Origin of the sequence: Motiliproteus coralliicola, from assembly GCF_003345655.1 — a bacterium.
Taxonomy (GTDB): domain Bacteria; phylum Pseudomonadota; class Gammaproteobacteria; order Pseudomonadales; family Balneatricaceae; genus Motiliproteus; species Motiliproteus coralliicola.
In genome coordinates this window covers 434043-452577 of sequence record NZ_QQOH01000001.1, presented here as the reverse complement: position 1 = coordinate 452577, position 18535 = coordinate 434043, and the positions used below count along the sequence as shown (strand labels likewise).

Below are 18535 nucleotides of genomic sequence, written 5' to 3'. Positions count from 1 at the left end.
GTTAATCCTGTCTCATTCTTATTGTTGTGTTACTGGAAGGTTTGACCCGCTTCCAGCTTCTCGCCGACGATGGCGGGTGCCTTGAAGCGCTCACCATAGAGTGAAGCCAGTTCGTCACAGCGATCGATAAACGCCTGCAAACCATAGGTGTTGATGAACTGCAGATAGCCGCCGGTCCAGACCGGCGCGCCGATACCCAGGATCGAGCCGATATTGCCGTCGGCCACCGAGCGAAGTACGCCCTCTTCCAGGCAGCGAAGGCTCTCGATCACGCTGCTGAACAGCAGTCGATCCTTGATATCCTGATCGCTGACCGACAGCTCCGGACGATGGAACCGCTCCAGCAACGGCTGCCAAAGCGCCTTGCCGTTATCGCTGTACTCGAAGTAGCCACCACCGTGATGACGGCCCTTGCGGTCCAGTTCGCCAACCATCTGGTTCAGCAGCGCGATCCCTTCCGGGCGCTCGACCGCATTGGTCTGGCGCTTACCCATCGCGGTCTGGGTAGCGTCGATCTGCACAGTCAGCTGCTGGCTTACCTCATCGTGAACCGTCAGCGGCCCCACCGGCATGCCGATCGCCTTGCCCAGGTTGTCGATCCGCACCGGATGCAGCCCCTCGGCCACCATCTGCGCGGCTTCGAACAGCTGCGAGCCAAAGGTACGGGAAGTGAAGAAACCCAGGTGATCGTTGACCACGATTGGGGTCTTGCGGATCTGACGGACGTAATCGAAGGCCTTGGCCAGGGTCTCATCGCTGGTCTGCTCGCCACAGATCAGCTCCACCAGCGGCATCTTGTCGACCGGTGAGAAGAAGTGGATGCCGATAAAGTTTTCCGGTTTATCGCAGGCTTCTGCCAGGCGGGTGATCGGCAGGGTCGAGGTGTTGGAGCCCCAGACACCGCCCGCAGCCAGCTGGCTCTCGCTATCCCGGATAATCTGGTGCTTAAGCTCGACCTTCTCGAATACCGCCTCGACGATCAGGTCACAACCGGCCAGATCCTCATCCTGGTCGGTCGCCGTGATCAGTCCCAGAACCGCCGCTTTCTTGGCCTCATCGGCTCGACCTCGCGCGATCGCCTTATCCAACAGTTTTTCGGTGTAAGACTTGCCTTTCTCAGCGGCCGCCAGGGAAACGTCCTTGAGCACCACCTCGATACCGGCCATGGCCGACACATTGGCGATCCCCTGTCCCATCATGCCGGCGCCAATAACGCCCACTTTGTTAACCTGGGTGGGGGCGATCTGCGACGGCCGATTGGCACCGCCGTTGACCTGGTTCATCTGGAAGAAGAACGCACTGATCATGTTCTTGGCTTCGGGGGAAACCACCAGCGACACAAAGTTGCGGGTCTCAACCCTCAGGGCTGCGTCGAAGTCGAGTTTGACCGCCTCAACCGCGGTCTCCAGAATCCGCTCCGGTGCCGGCAGCAGCCCCCGGGTCTTCTGCATCAGCATGTAGGGCGCGAACTGGGCCGCCTGGGCTACCGCCGGTGAGTTCAGATTTCCACCGGGAATCTTGAAGCCTTTCCGATCCCAAGGCTGTACCGCGGCCTCTTCATTGTCTTTGTTTTCCAGAATCCAACTGCGCGCACGGGTCAGCAGTTGCTCATCACTATCAACCAGCTCGTGAACCAGGCCGCTGCTGAGCGCCTTGTTCGCTTTCAGTTTTTTACCTTCCAGCAACAGCGGCAGCGCCTTCTCCAGCCCCAGCAGGCTGGTTAAACGCACCACGCCACCGGCCCCCGGCAACAGCCCCAGGGTAACTTCCGGCAGCCCGATCTGAACCGCCGGAGAATTCAGCGCGATTCGATGGTTACAGCCCAAGCAGATCTCAAATCCGCCGCCCAGCGCCGCCCCATTGATCGCTGCCACCACCGGTACCGGCAGTTTTTCCAGCCGGCGCAGCCAACCTTTCTCGGTTTCGATCTTGGCGAAATACTCCGCCTCGCTGCCCGGCTCCACCTTCAACAGTTCTTTCAGATCGCCGCCGGCAAAGAAGGTTTTCTTGGCTGATGCGAAGATAACCCCGCTCAGCCCCTGTTCCGCTTCCAGGCGCTCCAGCGTCGCACCCATCGCATCGCTATACTCGGCATTCATGGCATTAACCGGTCCGGTCATGTCCATGGTGATAGTCACGATGCCGTCATTGTCTTTCTGGTAGTTAAATACGCTCATTGTCTTGTCACCTAATCCTGCTGCCCGGTTACACCCGCTCGATAATGGTGGAGATGCCCATGCCGCCGCCCACACAGAGCGATAACATCGCACGCTTCAAGCCGCGGCGTTCCAGCTCATCCAGCATGGTGCTGACCAACATCGCGCCGGTGGCCCCCAGCGGGTGGCCCATCGCGATCGCGCCGCCGCACACATTGGTTACCTCGTGGTCGATGCCCAGGTCCTGCATATAGCGCAGCGCGACCGAAGCGAAGGCTTCGTTGATCTCCCACAGGTCGATATCTTCTTTGCGCAGACCGGCGGTTTTGAGACATTTCTCTGCAGCCGGTCCCGGGCCGGTCAGCATGATCGAGGGTTCGGATGCCAGTACCGCACCGGCCACAATGCGACCGCGCGGGGTCAGTCCCAGATCCTTACCGGCTTTTTCGCTACCGATCAGTACCGCACTGGAACCATCGACGATGCCGGAAGAGTTGCCTGGGGTATGGACATGGTTGATCCGCTCCACTTCCGGGTATTTACCCAGAATCAGCTCGTCGACGCCCATGGCACCGAGCTTCTCAAAGGACGCACGCAGTCCGCCCAGCCCCTCCAGGGTGGTGTTAGGCTTGATAAAGTCGTCTTTTTCCAAGATGACCAGCCCATTGCGATCACGCACCGGCACGACCGAGCGGTCGAAATAGCCGTTATCGCGGGCATGGGTGGCACGGCGTTGGGATTCCAGCGCGTAGCGGTCAACGTCTTCACGGCTCCAGCCGCCCAGGGTGGCGATCAGGTCGGCGCCGACACCCTGGGGCACCGAACGCTTGCCCATGATGAACTCGGGGTCCTGAAACAGTGCCCCGCCGTTGGTCCCCATGGTGACCCGCGACATACACTCGACCCCACCGGCCACCACCAGCTGATCCCATCCGGATGCAATTTTCTGGGCCGCGGTATTGACCGCTTCCAGCCCGGAGGCACAAAAGCGGTCCAGTTGGACCCCGGCAACGCTCTCGTCCCAATCGGCCATCATCACGGCAGCCTTGGCCACATCGCTACCCTGCTCGCCGACCGGAGTGACACAACCCAACAGCACATCATCGACATAGCTGGTATCCAGATCATGACGCGCCTGGATTTCACGCAGCAAACCGGCCGCCAGCGTTACCGGCTTGACCTCATGCAACGAACCGTCTTTCTTCCCTTTGCTGCGGGGCGTTCTTACCGCCTCGTAGATATAAGCCTGATTAGCCATGTTCACCTCTGTCAAAAGCCCTCATCGGGGTTATCGGTTTCGTTCCATTCTGGCCTTCGAGAAGCGCCTGGACAATGACGGAATAATCACTAAAAATAGACATTAAGTAACAACAGCCACCGGCTAAATCACCAAAAAAGCACCTTCGTTCGAGAACCGCCCACGATGACCGACACCAAAAGTTTCACCATCTCGGCCCCACTGGTTCGCCATCAGCTTCTCGGCGCCCAGGCTGCCGGTATTGATATAGACCAGGTGCTGCGTAAACAAGAGCTGGATCCGGCGCTGTTGCACCAACCCGAGGGACGGATCGCGGTTGAAAAGGTGGTGGCGATGCAGCGTTACTGCAACGGGAAACTCAATGACGAGGTCACCGGGTTGCTTGCCAAACCGTTGCGGCTGGGTCACTTCCGGATGATGGCGCTCTGTGCGGTCAATGCCGCGTCGCTCGAAGAGGCGCTGGAGCGCTGCATCGCCTTTTACAACCTGTTCGAGAACAGCTTTTACTACCGTTTCGAGCGGCAAAAAGGACAGGCCAGGCTGTGGTTGGAACCGATCCCCGACCAACCGATTCAAGACCCTTTTGCGGTCGATTTTCTGCTATCGGTGTTTCACCGTTTTATCGGCTGGCTGGGCAACCATCGGATCGTACTGAACCAGGTCAAGATGGCTTTCCCACCGCCGGAATACCTGAAGGAGTACCAGTACACCTACTACGGTGCTCCGGTGCTTTTCAACCAGCCCCTCAACGGCTTGAGTTTCGACGAGGGCTATCTGAAGCACCCGGTGGTTCAAAATGAAGCTGCGGTGGAGAGTTATATTCGACGGGCGCCGCTGGACCTGTACCTGCCGGTCGACGCCGGCGGTGAAACCACCGAAGCGATCCGGTTGCTGGCCCAGCAGATTTTCAAGGACACCAGCGGCGTACCTAGCCTGGACGAGATAGCTTCAGCCTTGGAACTGACGCCCCAAACCCTGCGACGCCGACTCAAGTGCGAAGGCACCAGTTTTCACACCATCAAAGCCCAGCTGCGGCGAGATATCGCTATACACCACCTGGGCAATGCCGAACTCAGTATCGAGGCAATTGCCGAGAAAGCCGGCTATTCGGAGCCGAGTGCCTTTATCCGTGCATTCAAAAGCTGGACCGGGTTTACGCCGTTGCAGTTCCGCAAGGGGTTGGAGTCCAAGTACTGATCTCGGATCAATGAGAGCCCATCCGATTAGAGCGCAAGATCCTCAGCCGGCATTTAGCCTCCCATGAAGCGATCTTTGCGCCCAAGGGCACTAAATTCGAGCACCAAATTCGAGTACCGAAAGAAGGCTTAGATCACACCTTCGGTCAGCAGGGCTGCCACCTGATCGGCAGCGTAACCGGCGTTTTCCAGCACCTGTTTGGAATGCTCACCACAACGGGGAGGCACTCCCAGTTGCGGCTGATGGGAGCCCAGTTTGGGTGCTGGGTTGGGCTGGGTTACACCGTTCACCGAGCTGAAGGTCTGGCGCGCGACGTTATGGGGATGCAGCGGCGCCTCGGCAAAACTCAATACCGGGGCAAAGCAGGCATCGGTTCCCTCCAGCAGTTCGCACCACTGATCGCGGGTTTGGGTCGCCAACCGCTGCTCCAGCCTTGCCCGCGCTTCGGGCCAGGCCTTGCGATCCCACTGTTTCTCAAACAGCGGTTCCCGGTCCAGCTCCAGACGTTGCAACAACTCCTGATAAAACTGCGGCTCCAACGCACAGAGGGTGATGAATTCGCCATCCGCGCAGCGGTAGGTCCCGTTCCAGGGTGCCGCACCATCGGCCCAACCCGCCCCGAGCTGATCCCGGATCTGGCCGGTGTTGTACATCATCCATAACAACGACGACAGGTAGGCCGAGCCGTCGGTAATCGCCGCATCAACCACCTGCCCCTCGCCACCGGCACGGGCTTGGTGCAGGGCGCACATCACGCCCCAGAGCAACATCATGGTGCCGCCCCCCAGATCACCCACCAGTGTCAGCGGTGCGGTCGGTTCCCGCTGCGCACTGCCGCCGTACCAAAGCGCGCCGGACAGGGCGATATAGTTGGGGTCATGGCCAGCCGCCTGTGCCAGCGGACCGGTCTGGCCCCAACCGGTGAGTCGCCCGTACACCAGCTTAGGGTTACGTTGCAGTGCGACCTGCGGCCCCAACCCCAGACGCTCCATCACGCCGGGTCGGAAACCCTCGATAAGAATGTCGGCGTCGGCGATCAGATCGAGCACCACCGCCACCCCGGCCGCTGCCTTCAGGTCCACCGCGATAGAACGCTTACCCCGATTGTAGATCGCCTGCCCCTCGCCATCCGGCAGCACTCCTGCCGCATTGGCGCTGGCTACCTTGCGCTCGACCAGGACGACCTCTGCCCCCATATCGGCCAGCATCATACCGGCACAGGGGGCCGGACCTATCCCGGCAATCTCAACAACCTTAACGCCTTCCAGGGGGCCCTTGGCCATACTCAACCTCACTTGTTCAGATTCTACTTACCAGCAAGTCTGGCCCAGCAGGGGGAGCCGAACAATGACAGCAGAGATGCAGAAAACAGACAAAAAATGACATTCTTTAAGTGCCTGCCGGATTTTTCGATCGATAGCGAGGTCGGCGGGAGATATCCGCATCATCCCATCAGCCTGGCAGCGCGTTGGGCTCAGGCCAGAAAACATCCCAGACATGGCGAAAAAACCAACAAAAACAGTTTAGTACGAGCGTCTTATAGACAGTATCGTTAGTCTCGCCAGCAACCCAAACGGGTTCATTTATCAAGGCTATGCCGCTATGCTGTTGCCATTGGGATAAGCTGTTTCCCAAAAATAATTACTTAGGCGTAAACCATGCTCGATATTGCTACCACTGCGACAGGTTGGGCAGTAGCCATCAAACGCGCTCTTCAAGAGTACGGAGTCGATGGCGATCAGATCTTGATCGCATCCGGTATTGATCCGCAACAATCCTTGGACCCCAACGGCCGCCTCCCGGTTACTATCTCCTCGAACCTGACTCGGCTGGCCACCGATGCCAGCGGCGATCCGGCGTTTGGTCTGTCAATCGGCAAGATGATGCGTCCGACCTCCTGGCATGCGCTGGGGTTTTCGGTCTGGGCCAGTAGCACCCTGCGCGAAGCGTTCGAACGCATGGTGCGCTATTTCAAGATATTTACGACCTGCGGATCATTGGAGCTAATCGAGGATGATCAACACCTTACCCTGAGAGCGAAAGTCCTCCCCGCCTACCAGCCAATCCTCCATTATGAAGAGTACGAAGCCTTTGCCGCGCTGGTTGTGCTGACCGCACGCCACCTCATGCCCGAGCAGTGGAACCCGGTGGAAGTCGGACTCCCCCGTCCCGCCGCAGAGATTGACACCACCCCATTTGAGCGCCTGTTTCGTTGTCCGGTACGCTTTGGCCAACAGGAACTTTACATCGTGATGGATTTGCAGGAGATCGATGCGCCCCTGCCGACCGCCAATCCGGAGTTGGCCCGGACCAATGATCAAGTTTGCGCCGAATATATCGCCCGCTTTGATCGCAGCGACATCGTCGCCCAAGTCTATTACCGTCTGATGCTGGAGCTGCCCCAGGGCGAACCCCCGATGGAGCAGATCGCAGAATCACTGCATATCAGCCTGCGGACCCTGCAACGCAAACTGAGCGATCAGGGCACCAGTTACAAACGGCTGCTGGATGAACTACGACACGATCTGGCGTTGCAGTACATCCAACAGCGCCACCTCAATATCAGCGAGATCAGTTACATGCTGGGCTTCTCCCAGGTCAGCAGCTTTTCCCGCGTATTCAAACGCTGGACCGGCCTACCGCCGGCCGACTATCGAGATCGAGGACCGAACGGGGAGGAGTAACCCTCCCCTCATCGCTCAATCCGACTTATACGCCGATGGCGCGAGCGGTGATCGCCGCAATCTTCTGCGGATTAATCGGCATGAATGCCGCCACCGGATCGGTGGCGATCGCCATCACGATACGTTCGATCTCGCTCGGGTCGATGGCGAACCGGCTGAAGGTCCGGGACTGACCGGTCTCATCCAACATCTGGTTGAGCCGCTCCACCACCGCATCCAGCTGCGCATCGGCGTCGGCATCCGCCACGGCATGGAGATTCAAACCGACCGCCAGACGGGCGGCATTGGGACGATAGAAGTCGCGCAGCTCATCGATGACGATCGGCAGCAGTACCCCGTTGGCCTCGCCGTGGGGGATATGGTACAGCGCCCCGAACGCATGGGAGCAGTTGTGCACCGGCATCGGTCCCATCGCATTAACCATCGCGTTACAGGCCATCGTACTGGACTGCAGCAGCGAGGAACGTGCGTCGATGTCGGCACCGTTCTCCACCGCCTTGACCAGATTTTTCTCGATCACCTGCGCCGCCAGCAGCGCATGGGCATCGGTGAAGTGATTGGCATGGGGGATCGCCAGGCTCTCCAGCGCGTGGGTCATCGCGTCCATACCGGTCTGGGCGGTGATATGGGGCGGTAAGCCAACGGTAAGCTGGGCATCTAGCACCGCGATATCGGCTTCGATAAAGGGAACCACCAGGTTGCCCTTGATGCCCGCCTCCTCGTTATACAGAACCGCACCGGTGGTCACTTCGGCTCCGGTACCTGCAGTGGTAGGCACCGCGATATGGGGAATCCCCATCGGCTGCGCCTTGGGCCAGGTCTCCAGCTTGATCCCGGCCTGAATCGCCTCTTTGATATCGGTGAGATTGTGATGCAAGGCGTACTTCACCCCTTTCGCGGCATCCAGCACGCTGCCGCCACCCAACGCCAGGATGGCGTCGGCGGCGTTTTCACGGCAGTAACGTAGGGCGTCGTTTACGGTGTTGCAGGCGGCATCCGGCGCCACCTCGGCAAAGACCCCGACCAGGCTGACGCTGCCACCGGAGTTGGCTTCGAAAACTCGCGCCACCTGGTCGACAATACCGGCCTGTTTCAGGCCGGCATCACTGAGCAGTACGACACGTTTGGCACCCAGTCCTTCGAACAGGGCGGGTAGACGGATGATGGCGCCGGGTGCACAGTGCACGACGGTGCGCATGTTGAAGTTGAAATAACCTGTGGTTGACATAGTTCGGGCCTCAAGGCTGCCCCTGGATGACGATGACGCTTAATCCAGGAAAAGTTAGTCGGTCAATGGGATCGCTACTCAAAGATCACCAAAATCAAGCGTCAAAACACTTGTGCAGAATCGGATACAGCGGCTTAAGGCGTGGATTGCGCTGGAACGCCGTATTGATCGCCTTAGTTTCGACATAGGAGTCGATACTGTATTTACCGAACTCGCGGCCATAACCGCTCTGCTTGTAGCCGCCGAACGGCGCATCGGTGCGCATCATGTGCCAGTCGTTGATCCATACCGAACCGGCGCGTAGCTTTCTCGCCATCAGCTGGGCATTGACCAGATCCTCGGTCCAGATACCGGCGCTGAGGCCGTAATCGCTATCGTTGGCCATTGCGATCGCCTCGTCGGCATCGCTGAAACGGATCACCGAGAGCACCGGTCCGAAGATCTCCTCCCGCGCAGCCTTCATCTGGTTGGTCATATCCACCAGCACCGTGGGCTCGACGAAGAAGCCGCCTTCGCAGCCCGCAACCTCCAGGCGCTTGCCGCCACAGGCAACCCGAGCGCCTTCATCCAACGCCGACTGCACATAGCCCAGTACACTTTCGCCGTGGGCACTGTCGGTCATCGGTCCCATGCTGGTGGCCGGGTCCATCGGGTTACCCACCACGATCTGACCGGAAACGGCCACCAGACGCTCGACCAACTGATCGTAGACGCTGTCATGAACGAGCAGTCGGGTGCCCGACTCACAAGCCTGACCGGCGTTCAGATAAACCCCGAACAGGGCGCCGTAGGCCACCAGATCCAGATTGGCATCCGGCATCACAATCGCAGGCCCTTTACCGCCCAGCTCGACGGTAACGCGCTTCAGGGTACCGGCCGCATTCCGCTGCACGTGCTTACCCATCGAGGTGGAACCGGTGAAGGAGATCTTATCGACATCCGGGTGCAGGCTCATCGCCTCGCCCACCACCGAGCCACGACCGGAAACCACGTTGATCACGCCGTTGGGTACCACTTCGGCAATAAGCTCAGCCAGTCGCAGGGTTGAGGTCGGGGTAGACTCGGCGGCCTTGATCACCACGGTATTACCGGCGGCCAGCGCCGGAGCCACCTTCATGCAAAACAGCAGAATGGGGAAGTTCCAGGCGGTGATCAGACCGCAGACCCCGATCGGTTCCTTAACCACCTGGCTGTGCCAGGGCTCTGGCAGAGGACGCGGCGGCAGGTTCTGCACGAACGGATAGGATTTGACCTCCTCAGCCAGGGTCATAAACAGATCGGCCACCGCAGGGATGTCCAGGCTGGTCACTCGGCTGATGGTGCCGCCCGAGCAGGTCACTTCCAACTCGGCCAGTTCCATCGCATTGGCGATGATCTTGTTGGCGATCGCGTACAGTACCTTGGAGCGCTCTTGTGGATGCATATCACGCCAACCGTCATCGTTAAACGCGGCACGGGCGGCCGCAACCGCGCGGTCGACATCATCGGCATTGGCATGGGCGATCTGAGCGCAGGGCTGGCCGGTGGCGGGATTGATAACATCCGCATAATGCCCATTGCTGGGTTCACAACGTTGTCCGTTGATCAATAGCGGGAAGCGAGGGGCGTTGGTCTCTGACATGGTCGTATCTTCCGGTTAGTTATTATCGTTGTAGACCGTACCGGCCACAGCGGGCGCGCCAACGGAGCGCCGACCGTTGATGTCCGTTTTCAGTCTGAGTGATGGATCGGGACTGCCGCCCGCAACTTCAGGACGGCATTCCCAGGGTTCTGATCTAGTTGATCGCGCGGTCGCGCCCTTCCCAGTACGGATCACGAAGATCCATCTTGCGCAGCTTGCCTGCACCAGTGACCGGGAACGGCGTCTCACGGAATTCGATTGAGCGGGGGCATTTGTAGCCGGCGATATGCTCCTTGCAGCTGGCGATCAGCTCCTGCTCGGACACCTCCTCGCCGGGCTTCAGGCGTACGATGGCATGCACCGCCTCACCCCACTCCTCGCTAGGAATGCCGATAACGGCGACCTCATGGACCGCTGGGTGACGGGTCAGGGCGCTCTCGACTTCGGCGGAGAACACGTTTTCGCCGCCGGATACGATCATGTCCTTCATCCGGTCGACCAGGAACAGGAAACCATCCTCATCCAGATAGCCCGCATCGCCGGTGTGGACCCAACCATCAACCAGCGCCTTGGCGGTCTGTTCCGGCTTATTCCAATAGCCCCGCATCGCGTTCGGCCCACGGGAGACCACCTCCCCGACCCCGCCCACCGGCAGAGGGTTACCCTCCTCATCGAGGATCTTGACATCGACCACCATGCCGACCTGACCGGCGGAGCGCAGCTTACCGGCATTGGGGCCTTCAAATACGTGGTATTCAGGACGCAGGATGCTGACCAGCGGCGCCATCTCGGTCTGGCCGTAGCCCTGATAGAAGGCCACGTTCGGCAGCGCATCCATTGCCTGCCGTAGCGTACCCTCCGGCATCGGCGAGGCGCCGTAGACGATCTGATCCAATGTACTGATATCAGCCGACGCGAACGCCTGCTGTTCCAGCATCATCGCCACCATCGTCGGCACCAACAGAGTCGCGGTGACACGCTGCTGTTCGATCGCTTGAGCGACCGTCTGGGGCTGGAATGCGGGAATAAAGACGTGGGTGTTGCCGGCGATGGTATTGCCCATCCCCATGGCCAGATCCGCCATATGGAACATCGGCGCGGCATGCAGGTAACGCACCCCTGGACGATTAAAATCCAGGTCCGCCATCGCGAAAACCGAGCTGCTGTAGTAGTTAAGGTGGGAGATCATCACCCCCTTGGGGAAACCGGTGGTGCCGCCGGTATAGAAAATACCCAGCAGATCGTCGTAGCCCCGGTCAGCATCCTCGGCCGGTTGCGCATCGGCTATCAGGGTTTCATAGTTCAGCATCCCCGCCGGGGTTTCACCGTCACCCATATAGATATAGGTGCGGACGACATTGGAAGTTTCACGAATCCCCTCAGCGACCGGCAAGAACGTGTCGTCAACCAACAGTACCGAGGAGCCCGAGTCCTCAAGTGAGTAGACATTCTCGGCGGTTGACCAGCGGATATTCAGCGGCACCACCACCGCACCGGCCCAGGGGACCGCGAACAGGTATTCGTAATAACGATCGGAGTTGAGCGCCAGAATCGCCACCCGGTCACCGGGATTGACGCCGATTTTTTGCTGCAGGGCGTCGGCAAAGCGAGCGATACGATTTTCCAACTCAGCAAAGGTCCGCTGACGATCACCGTGGATTGTAGCAATCGCATTGGGCTGGATTTGAGCAGAACGCCTGATAGGCTGCGTACAGTACATGAAGCACCTCTTGTTATTATGGTCGCGGGATCTGAGCCCCGAATTCGATGGTACGTCTTAGCCCTACTATATGACTGCCCCTGTGCAGCCGCTTTTCTTCACACGCCAACCTGTTAGCCCTTAAGCGCCAACCTAGCCTGAATTCAGGATGTTGCGACGCACCATCAGAATTCTATTACTGCGCCCGTAATGACTCGACCCAGCGGCGCAAAGCCTGATTGTCCGGCTGCCGCTGCAGCAACTGCTCGGCATACTCCAGAGTCCTCTGCCGATGCCCCTGTCGGCGAGCAAATTCCAACAACGCTTCCAAGATCGGTAAGGCCTGGGGGAAGCGAGCCCACAACTGCTCCAATCGCGCCTCGGCGTCGGCCGTCCGCCCTCCGGCGTCCAGCGCCAATGCCTGGGTGTAGCCGTAACGCCAGTGCTGGGGTTCCAGCTGTGCAGCTCGCTGCAGATGGCCGGCGGCCTCAAGGTACGCCTTCTGCCGTACCCGCAATAAGCCCAGCGCGTAATGGGGTCCGGCTTCCTGCGGTGCCAGTGCTATCGCCTGCTTGAGCAACAGCTGAGCGTCCTCGTCACGATCCTGCTGGCGATAGAGGTCGGCCAGATTGATCAGTCCGGTCAGCAGTTGCGAATTCATCTCGAGCGCCTTGCGGTAGTGCGTCTCAGCCTGGGCCCCGTCACCACGAGAACGGTAATATCCACCCAGTTTCAACCGCCCCTCCGGGGTATCCGCGTTCAACCACAGGGAGTCGACATACTCCTGTTCAACCCGTTGCAGTCGGCTTCTTAGCGCCGGCGGCAAGCCGTTCTCGGGCAGTTCCAACAAGGCCTCGAACACCAGTAGTCGGATGCTGCGCAAGGGGTCATCCAGCAGCGGCAACAACAAGCGCACCCGCTGCGGCAGTGGTATCCCTGACAGCACCTGCACCGCCCCCTGACGCACCAGCGGCTCCGAATCATCCAGCGCCTCACTGGCCAGCGTCAGTCCGACGGCATCAAGATCGTCGGCCTGCAAACTGAACGCTGTGGCACGTACGATCGCGGCTTGATCAGGATCGACCGCCAATTGCTGCAGTTCCACAGGGTCACCATCACTCAAAATCTCACCGTAGTGCGGCGCACTCCGCGATGCTTCGGCCGTCCCTTGCTGCCAGCCGGTCAGTATCTTGTTGGACCAACCTGCCGGCCGATCGGCATGGCAGTCTTGGCAGAGGTCGGGCACTCGGCTCGAATCAGCCTTGGTGGGCCTTGGCACCCGGAAACTGTGGTCCCGTCGGGCATCCACCCCCATGTAGGTGGTGGCCGGCATATGACAGTCAACACACTGCGCCCCGGGACCGTCCTGGTGATGGTGGTGGCGGCTGCTGTCAAAGTGTCCCGCGTCATGGCAGCGGCTACAGAGCCGGTTGCCCTCATCCCGTAACTGCAGACTATGGGGGTCGTGACAGTCGGCACAGCGAACCCCGCGACGATGCAGCTCACTCTGCAGGAACGAGCCGTACACGAACACCTCATCGCGGATCTGGCCATCGGGGTGATACAGCGGCGCCTTGGGCAGGCGTAATTGGTAGTGATCGTAAAAATCGCGCCCGGCAGCCTGGTCTTCGGCCAGCAGTCCACGACGGGAGTGACAACCGGCGCAGGGCGCCAGTTCGGTGCCGGTTTGGCTCGGCCAGGGTAGTAAGCCACTGTCCGCGCCCCGCTCGGCTACCGGCTGCTGCGCCCATTGCAGGTGCGTAGAGGCAGGGCCATGGCAGGACTCGCAGGAGACATTGATCAGCGCCCAGCGGGTATCGTAACGGTCGTGTTCGGGGTCATAGCCTTTCTCCACCGCGGTGGAGTGACAGTGGGCACAACGGCTGTTCCAGTTCAGATAGGGGCCGGTCCAGTGCAGCGGATCGCCGGCCCGCACCGGCTCATCCGGGTTCAGGTGGTACCAGCGCTGCCCGCCCTCCTCCAGGGTTCGACTGTCCCAGGCAATGCTAAAAGCCTGGTAGCGCCCGTTCGGCAACGCCAGCAGGTACTGCTGCAACGGGTAGACCCCGAAGGTGTAGGCCACTTCAAAACGTTGCCGCTGGCCATCGGCGCCGTCGGTTTCCACCAGGTAGCGATCTCCGTCACGGAAGAAACGGCTGATCTGACCAAAGTAGTCAAATTCGGCATTCTCAAAGTCGCCCAGCACGGTCTCAGGCGTCGGCAGCGCCATCGCCTGGGCGTGATGGGAGTTGCGCCAGCGTTCGAGCTGTTGTGGATGACAGGACGAGCAGGCCTGATCACCGACATACTCGGCACTTTGAGCCATCGCTGTGATCAGCAGCAAACTCATCATCAGCAGCAGCTGGTTCATGATGTTCTCCTTGGTTCAGCACCGGGTGCCGGATCGGATCGGCCATTTAATGGCGGCAAGCCCGGGGCCGATGTGGTCGCAGCCGCCAACTTGCGGCGCCGCCAGCAGCACCAGCGCCAGCTCGAGAGGGTTCGGCAAACCGCCGTCTTCGGGGTATGCCGATACAGCGGAGCCAGTACACTGCCCGCCTCCTCAGCCAGCGACGCGTCATCGCGCAGCGCTGCTCGCAACGGCAGCGGTCGCCCATGGAGGCGGTCCATCCAAACGTAGAGGACACGCACCCGTACCGCCGCGTCATCGCATCGAGCAGCCCGCAACAACGCGACAAAACAGCGCTGTTCTGCGTTCAATCCCTTCAGCAAGACTAGGCCAACCAACAACATCGGCACCAATAGCCACCACCAAGCCATTGGTGATACCTCCGCATCCGACGGTTCAGCCAGCGGCCGAACCTGTATCCGGCGCTCCGGCAACTGCGCCAGTTCCAACCGTTGCCTGGTCAGGTTCCACCACCAAACTCGAATCGGCGGCAGAACCACCTCCCCCGGTTGCTCAAACAGGTAGGTAAAGGTCTCGATACGCTGCCCCAAAAGCTGGCCGCGCTGGCTGTGATCCTGCACTTTCGGCCGGTCTGCGTAGAGCCGAACGCCCTCGGGTAACGACATCGACAAGGGTTCGATAAACATACCGACATTCCCCGCCAATTCGATCTTGATCTGACGACTGATGCCGTCACCTTGAGCCACCTCCGACTCGGTCTGGGATACCTGTTCGCTAAGCCGTAGTGCGGTACCGACGGCGAGGCGGCTGTCGGTCATTTGCGGAAGCGGCTCAACCTCCAAACCGATCGACGGGGCCTCTAACGCTAGCGCTTTCTGCGCCCGCCCCTCCCAGACCTCGAGACTGAGCGACGGCGTCAGCAACTTGCCGAGACGCTGGGGGATCACCAGCAACTCACGGCGGATTACCGCCCAGGTGGTCCCGGACTGCCGTTCGGTATAGCTATGGGAAGATCCCTGCAGATCGAGCACCACAGCCCCCGCGATGGACAGCTGCGGAAGACTGACAGCCTGACGAAACCACCGGTCGGTGCGCAACTCGATCACCAGCTGCCGCGGCTCACCGAGATAGCCCGACGGACGATCAAAAAACATCGCCAGCCGGGTTTCCGCCCCGGCATCAACGGCCACCAACGCCAATAGAATTAAACCGATCCAACCGCGGGCCTTCATCAACCTGCCTCCTGCCGGCGTTGCAACTGGCGGGCAAACTTGAGGCGTAAAAAACGCGCCGGGCTCGCATCGAGGCGCCGCAGCCATAGCGCTTTACGCTGCTCCGTACTCAGCCCCTGATCTCCCCCACCCTCCAGTTGATCGCGGGCACGGATCTGACTGTCATCCGGGTCCTCATTGAACTGCACATCATCGGCGCTCAGGGAGCCTCCGCGATCCTCACGCTCGATCTCTCTGGACCGACGGGCCAAAGAGCTGACCAGAGCCAGGTTTCGCTCGGCCTCGGACCAATCCGGACGGGCCGCCAGCGCCAGGCGGTACTGCGCCGCAGCCTGCTCGTAACGCTCCAACTGGGCCAAAGCAGCGCCGCGGTTGAACGCCCCCACAGGGCCTGGCTGCTGGGCCCAAAGACGGGCTGCTTGGGCGTAATCGCCGGCTCGGTAGTAGGCGTAGGCTTGTCGCTCCGCAGTACTGAACAGGCGCGCGGCGGCGGCCGCATCGCCAAGTTCCAGCAACTGCTGGGCGCGCTGATCCGGACTCATCCACCAGGCCCACAACGGCTGGCTGTGGGATTCCCACAGCAATCCGACCGCCAAGAGTACTGCCACCCCCCAACGGCAGGCCCGCAACCAGGCCCTTGTCCGACTCGGATTCAGCGCCATCGCATCACCATCCCCGGGCGGAACCAGCCCAACATCACCAGCGCCACCAGGAACACCAACGGGTAGCCCAAGTCATAGCCCGACGCCGAGGGGTCGACCGCGCTATGACGCCATTGATACTGATTGAGATAACCCTGGACCTGTTCCAGATCACGGTTATCCAGGGTGGCCGCCACCTCTTTGACTCGTGACCAGGGCATCGCTCTGGATACAGCCTGCATCGCATCGAGTCGCAACACCACCAGCGAACGACCGGCGCGCTGCAGTTGAGTCCGCAAGGCCTCATCTGCCTGCAACTGATCGCTCACCAGCAACAGAGCGGTTTCAGGCGGCACCCCAAGTTGCTCCACCAGGGTTAATGCCTGACTAGGGTCGTAACCGGGGCGCGGCATCAGCGACGGCCCCAACTCCTGCAGATACCAGTCGAGCGTCTCGACATCTTCGGTCAGCGGCACCACGGTATGGGCGCTACCGGCGAACACCAGCAACGCCGTCGCCGCCCCGGCACGGGACTGCAGCAGATCTCGCAATTTCAAACGTGCGCGTGCCAGCGGGGTGTTTGGGTTGTCCCCCGACTGCATAGCTGCGCTGAGGTCGAGCAGAATAACCAGCGGCGGCAACTCAGCCTCCGTATGATCACTGGCCGGCATCCAACGCGGACCCGCTAACGCCAGCACCACACTGAGCAAACTGGCCAGCGCCAATAACAACGGGCGCCTTGAACGACGGCTGTCGGTTCGTAACAGATGCGGCAGCAGTCGCGCCGAAATCAGCTCGCGCCAGGCATCGGCCCGGCGCTGCTGACGCCAATAGCGCAACAGCAACCAGAATCCGGGCAGCAGCGCCAACAACCAACCGGGACGCCCCAAACAGAGCGGGCCGGCACAGAGTGATATCGATGCCAGCTCAATGCCCATGGGTAGCCCTCCGATTGATCCGGTACAGCCAGGTCTGACTGATCAACATCAACAGCAGGGCCGCCGCCAGCGGCCAGGGATAGAGTTCCTGACGGGGGCGGTGCTGCTGTTCAGCCTTGCCGCTGGGGTGCAATCGCGCCAACAACTGGCGGACCCCGTTGAGCTGATCAGCCGTGCTTGCCTGGATCAACTTCGCGTCGGTGGTGGCACTGATCGCCGCCAGGGCGTCAAGATCCAATGCCCTGTCGCCTTCCGTGTCGGGATCACCCACCGCCAGGGTATGAATCTTCACCCCCTCAGCAGCGGCGATACGAGCCGCCTCCAGCGGAGGCATGCGGCTGCCGCTGTCATTGCCGTCGGTCACCAGCAGCAGCACCCGCTGACGCTCACCGCTGTACTCAAAGTGCTTAATCGCCAGGCCGATGGCATCACCCAGCATCGTCTTGGGTCCGGCCATCCCCACCTCGGCTTCGGCCAACAACTGTTCAAACAGCACGGCATCACGGGTAAAAGGAGCCTGCAGATAGGGTGCGCTGCCAAACAGAATCAGTCCGAAGCGGTCGCCCTGACGCTCATGGATCAGCTGAGTTAGCAGCTGTTTCACCGCAGCCAGTCGCGTTTCCAGCCCGCCGGACGCTGCGCGCATATCGGCGGTCTCCATGGAGCCCGAGATATCCACCGCCACCAGGGTGTCGCGAATCAGCAGCGGCTCTCGGATCGGCTCGCCCAGCCACTGAGGGCGGCAGAGAGCCGCCAGGATCAACAACCACAAAGCCACCAAAATCAACCGCTGCGACAGCGTTCGCCGGGCTACCGGGTCAACGTCGGGCCGCTCTCCGGCAGCCTCAGCCAGCGGTGCCAGAAACGGCACCCATAGCGCCAGCTCAGGCAGCACCAATCGGGGCGAGAGCCAACGAACCAGCAACGGCAACGGCGCCAGCAGCAACGCCCAGGGGTTCTCGATCAGCATGGCATCAGCTCCGGTCGGCGATGCTGTCGAATCCAGCCCTCAACCCGGTCACAGAGTTCGGACACCAAGCTCTCGCTAAGCTCGTCGAGCGCCGCCTCAGAGGCGTAGGCGAGACGGTGCAACCGCTCTCCGCTACCGGCGCTAAAGCGACCCTCAGGCCAGTGCCGATCCAGCCATCCCCACCAATCGGATCCGGATAGGGATTGCGGTTGCACGGTTGGCGCATCAGCCGCACCGGACTGCCGACTGGCTGCCAACGCGGTGCGACGCAAGAGTTGCGGCAAGGCTCTGAGCGCCTGCGTCCGGTGCTCATCACTCCGGAGCTGGAAACGGATTCGCCCCAGCTCCTTCAAAGCGGCACGCCGGTAGCCATCGCGACGCCACAACCGCCAGCTGCGAACTGCCCAGATCAGCACCAAGCCCGATAGCAGCACCGCCAGCAGCCACCAACCGGGGGCCGGGGGCCATAGCGAGGGTTCCGGCGGCATGACTGGTGGATGCAGGTTGGTCAACCAGGTATTGGAGGTCGGCAGATCCATG

The 18535-nt window shown here is 60.7% G+C and carries 14 protein-coding genes; 2 read left to right on the top strand and 12 right to left on the bottom strand.

Annotation, left to right across the window (positions count from 1 at the left end; genetic code table 11):
• Positions 1–29: 29 nt before the first annotated feature.
• Complete coding sequence (locus DV711_RS02110) at positions 30–2177, bottom strand: 3-hydroxyacyl-CoA dehydrogenase NAD-binding domain-containing protein (RefSeq protein ID WP_114693991.1); 2148 nt, start codon at positions 2175–2177, stop codon at positions 30–32.
• Positions 2178–2205: 28 nt separating this feature from the next.
• Positions 2206–3414: an acetyl-CoA C-acetyltransferase gene (locus DV711_RS02105; protein WP_114693990.1), complete on the bottom strand. Its 1209-nt coding sequence runs from the start codon at positions 3412–3414 to the stop codon at positions 2206–2208.
• A 165-nt stretch (positions 3415–3579) separates the two neighbouring features.
• On the opposite strand from DV711_RS02105, the gene DV711_RS02100 reads away from it, so the two are divergent.
• A complete protein-coding gene (locus DV711_RS02100) occupies positions 3580–4611 on the top strand; it encodes an AraC family transcriptional regulator (protein WP_114693989.1) in 1032 nt (343 codons plus the stop codon).
• Positions 4612–4739: 128 nt separating this feature from the next.
• On the opposite strand, the gene DV711_RS02095 is transcribed toward DV711_RS02100, so the two are convergent.
• Positions 4740–5894, bottom strand: a complete 1155-nt coding sequence (locus tag DV711_RS02095) for a CaiB/BaiF CoA transferase family protein (RefSeq protein WP_114693988.1) — start codon at positions 5892–5894, stop codon at positions 4740–4742.
• Positions 5895–6269: 375 nt separating this feature from the next.
• Here DV711_RS02095 and DV711_RS02090 point away from each other — a divergent pair, with 375 nt between their 5' ends.
• The gene (locus DV711_RS02090) at positions 6270–7295 is read left to right on the top strand and encodes an AraC family transcriptional regulator (protein WP_114693987.1); all 1026 of its coding nucleotides are present in this window, start codon (positions 6270–6272) and stop codon (positions 7293–7295) included.
• Between the two features lie 25 nt (positions 7296–7320).
• Here the strand turns inward: DV711_RS02090 and DV711_RS02085 are convergent, their stop codons facing one another.
• The 9 genes from DV711_RS02085 to DV711_RS02045 all read right to left on the bottom strand — a co-directional run bounded on the left by DV711_RS02085 (position 7321) and on the right by DV711_RS02045 (position 18534).
• A complete protein-coding gene (locus DV711_RS02085) occupies positions 7321–8523 on the bottom strand; it encodes an iron-containing alcohol dehydrogenase (RefSeq protein ID WP_114693986.1) in 1203 nt (400 codons plus the stop codon).
• Between the two features lie 94 nt (positions 8524–8617).
• Entirely contained in the window at positions 8618–10144 is a 1527-nt protein-coding gene (locus DV711_RS02080; RefSeq protein ID WP_114693985.1) for an aldehyde dehydrogenase family protein, read from the bottom strand.
• Positions 10145–10298: 154 nt separating this feature from the next.
• The gene (locus DV711_RS02075) at positions 10299–11864 is read right to left on the bottom strand and encodes a long-chain-fatty-acid--CoA ligase (protein WP_114693984.1); all 1566 of its coding nucleotides are present in this window, start codon (positions 11862–11864) and stop codon (positions 10299–10301) included.
• A 175-nt stretch (positions 11865–12039) separates the two neighbouring features.
• The gene (locus DV711_RS02070; RefSeq protein ID WP_114693983.1) at positions 12040–14214 is read right to left on the bottom strand and encodes a multiheme c-type cytochrome; all 2175 of its coding nucleotides are present in this window, start codon (positions 14212–14214) and stop codon (positions 12040–12042) included.
• Positions 14211–15446, bottom strand: a complete 1236-nt coding sequence (locus DV711_RS02065) for a BatD family protein (RefSeq protein ID WP_165839968.1) — start codon at positions 15444–15446, stop codon at positions 14211–14213. The genes DV711_RS02070 and DV711_RS02065 overlap by 4 nt, the downstream gene beginning before the upstream one ends.
• A complete protein-coding gene (locus DV711_RS02060; RefSeq protein ID WP_133297382.1) occupies positions 15446–16108 on the bottom strand; it encodes a hypothetical protein in 663 nt (220 codons plus the stop codon). The genes DV711_RS02065 and DV711_RS02060 overlap by 1 nt, the downstream gene beginning before the upstream one ends.
• Positions 16099–17025, bottom strand: coding sequence for a vWA domain-containing protein (locus tag DV711_RS02055; RefSeq protein WP_114693980.1), 927 nt, complete (start codon positions 17023–17025; stop codon positions 16099–16101). The genes DV711_RS02060 and DV711_RS02055 overlap by 10 nt, the downstream gene beginning before the upstream one ends.
• Positions 17015–17995 (bottom strand): VWA domain-containing protein, encoded by a 981-nt coding sequence (locus tag DV711_RS02050; protein WP_114693979.1) that lies wholly within the window; start codon positions 17993–17995, stop codon positions 17015–17017. Before DV711_RS02050 ends, DV711_RS02055 begins: the two co-directional genes overlap by 11 nt.
• On the bottom strand, positions 17989–18534 hold the full coding sequence (locus DV711_RS02045) for a DUF4381 domain-containing protein (RefSeq protein ID WP_114693978.1): 546 nt from the start codon (positions 18532–18534) through the stop codon (positions 17989–17991). The genes DV711_RS02050 and DV711_RS02045 overlap by 7 nt, the downstream gene beginning before the upstream one ends.
• Between the last annotated feature and the right edge of the window lies 1 nt (position 18535).

What these genes read in the sequence shown, in the direction of transcription:
- DV711_RS02110 (WP_114693991.1), bottom strand. Translation starts at nt 2,177, where the DNA reads ATGAGCGTATTTAACTACCAGAAAGACAATGACGGCATCGTGACTATC.
- DV711_RS02105 (WP_114693990.1), bottom strand. Translation starts at nt 3,414, where the DNA reads ATGGCTAATCAGGCTTATATCTACGAGGCGGTAAGAACGCCCCGCAGC.
- DV711_RS02100 (WP_114693989.1), top strand. Translation starts at nt 3,580, where the DNA reads ATGACCGACACCAAAAGTTTCACCATCTCGGCCCCACTGGTTCGCCAT.
- DV711_RS02095 (WP_114693988.1), bottom strand. Translation starts at nt 5,894, where the DNA reads ATGGCCAAGGGCCCCCTGGAAGGCGTTAAGGTTGTTGAGATTGCCGGG.
- DV711_RS02090 (WP_114693987.1), top strand. Translation starts at nt 6,270, where the DNA reads ATGCTCGATATTGCTACCACTGCGACAGGTTGGGCAGTAGCCATCAAA.
- DV711_RS02085 (WP_114693986.1), bottom strand. Translation starts at nt 8,523, where the DNA reads ATGTCAACCACAGGTTATTTCAACTTCAACATGCGCACCGTCGTGCAC.
- DV711_RS02080 (WP_114693985.1), bottom strand. Translation starts at nt 10,144, where the DNA reads ATGTCAGAGACCAACGCCCCTCGCTTCCCGCTATTGATCAACGGACAA.
- DV711_RS02075 (WP_114693984.1), bottom strand. Translation starts at nt 11,864, where the DNA reads ATGTACTGTACGCAGCCTATCAGGCGTTCTGCTCAAATCCAGCCCAAT.
- DV711_RS02070 (WP_114693983.1), bottom strand. Translation starts at nt 14,214, where the DNA reads ATGAACCAGCTGCTGCTGATGATGAGTTTGCTGCTGATCACAGCGATG.
- DV711_RS02065 (WP_165839968.1), bottom strand. Translation starts at nt 15,446, where the DNA reads ATGAAGGCCCGCGGTTGGATCGGTTTAATTCTATTGGCGTTGGTGGCC.
- DV711_RS02060 (WP_133297382.1), bottom strand. Translation starts at nt 16,108, where the DNA reads ATGGCGCTGAATCCGAGTCGGACAAGGGCCTGGTTGCGGGCCTGCCGT.
- DV711_RS02055 (WP_114693980.1), bottom strand. Translation starts at nt 17,025, where the DNA reads ATGGGCATTGAGCTGGCATCGATATCACTCTGTGCCGGCCCGCTCTGT.
- DV711_RS02050 (WP_114693979.1), bottom strand. Translation starts at nt 17,995, where the DNA reads ATGCTGATCGAGAACCCCTGGGCGTTGCTGCTGGCGCCGTTGCCGTTG.
- DV711_RS02045 (WP_114693978.1), bottom strand. Translation starts at nt 18,534, where the DNA reads ATGGATCTGCCGACCTCCAATACCTGGTTGACCAACCTGCATCCACCA.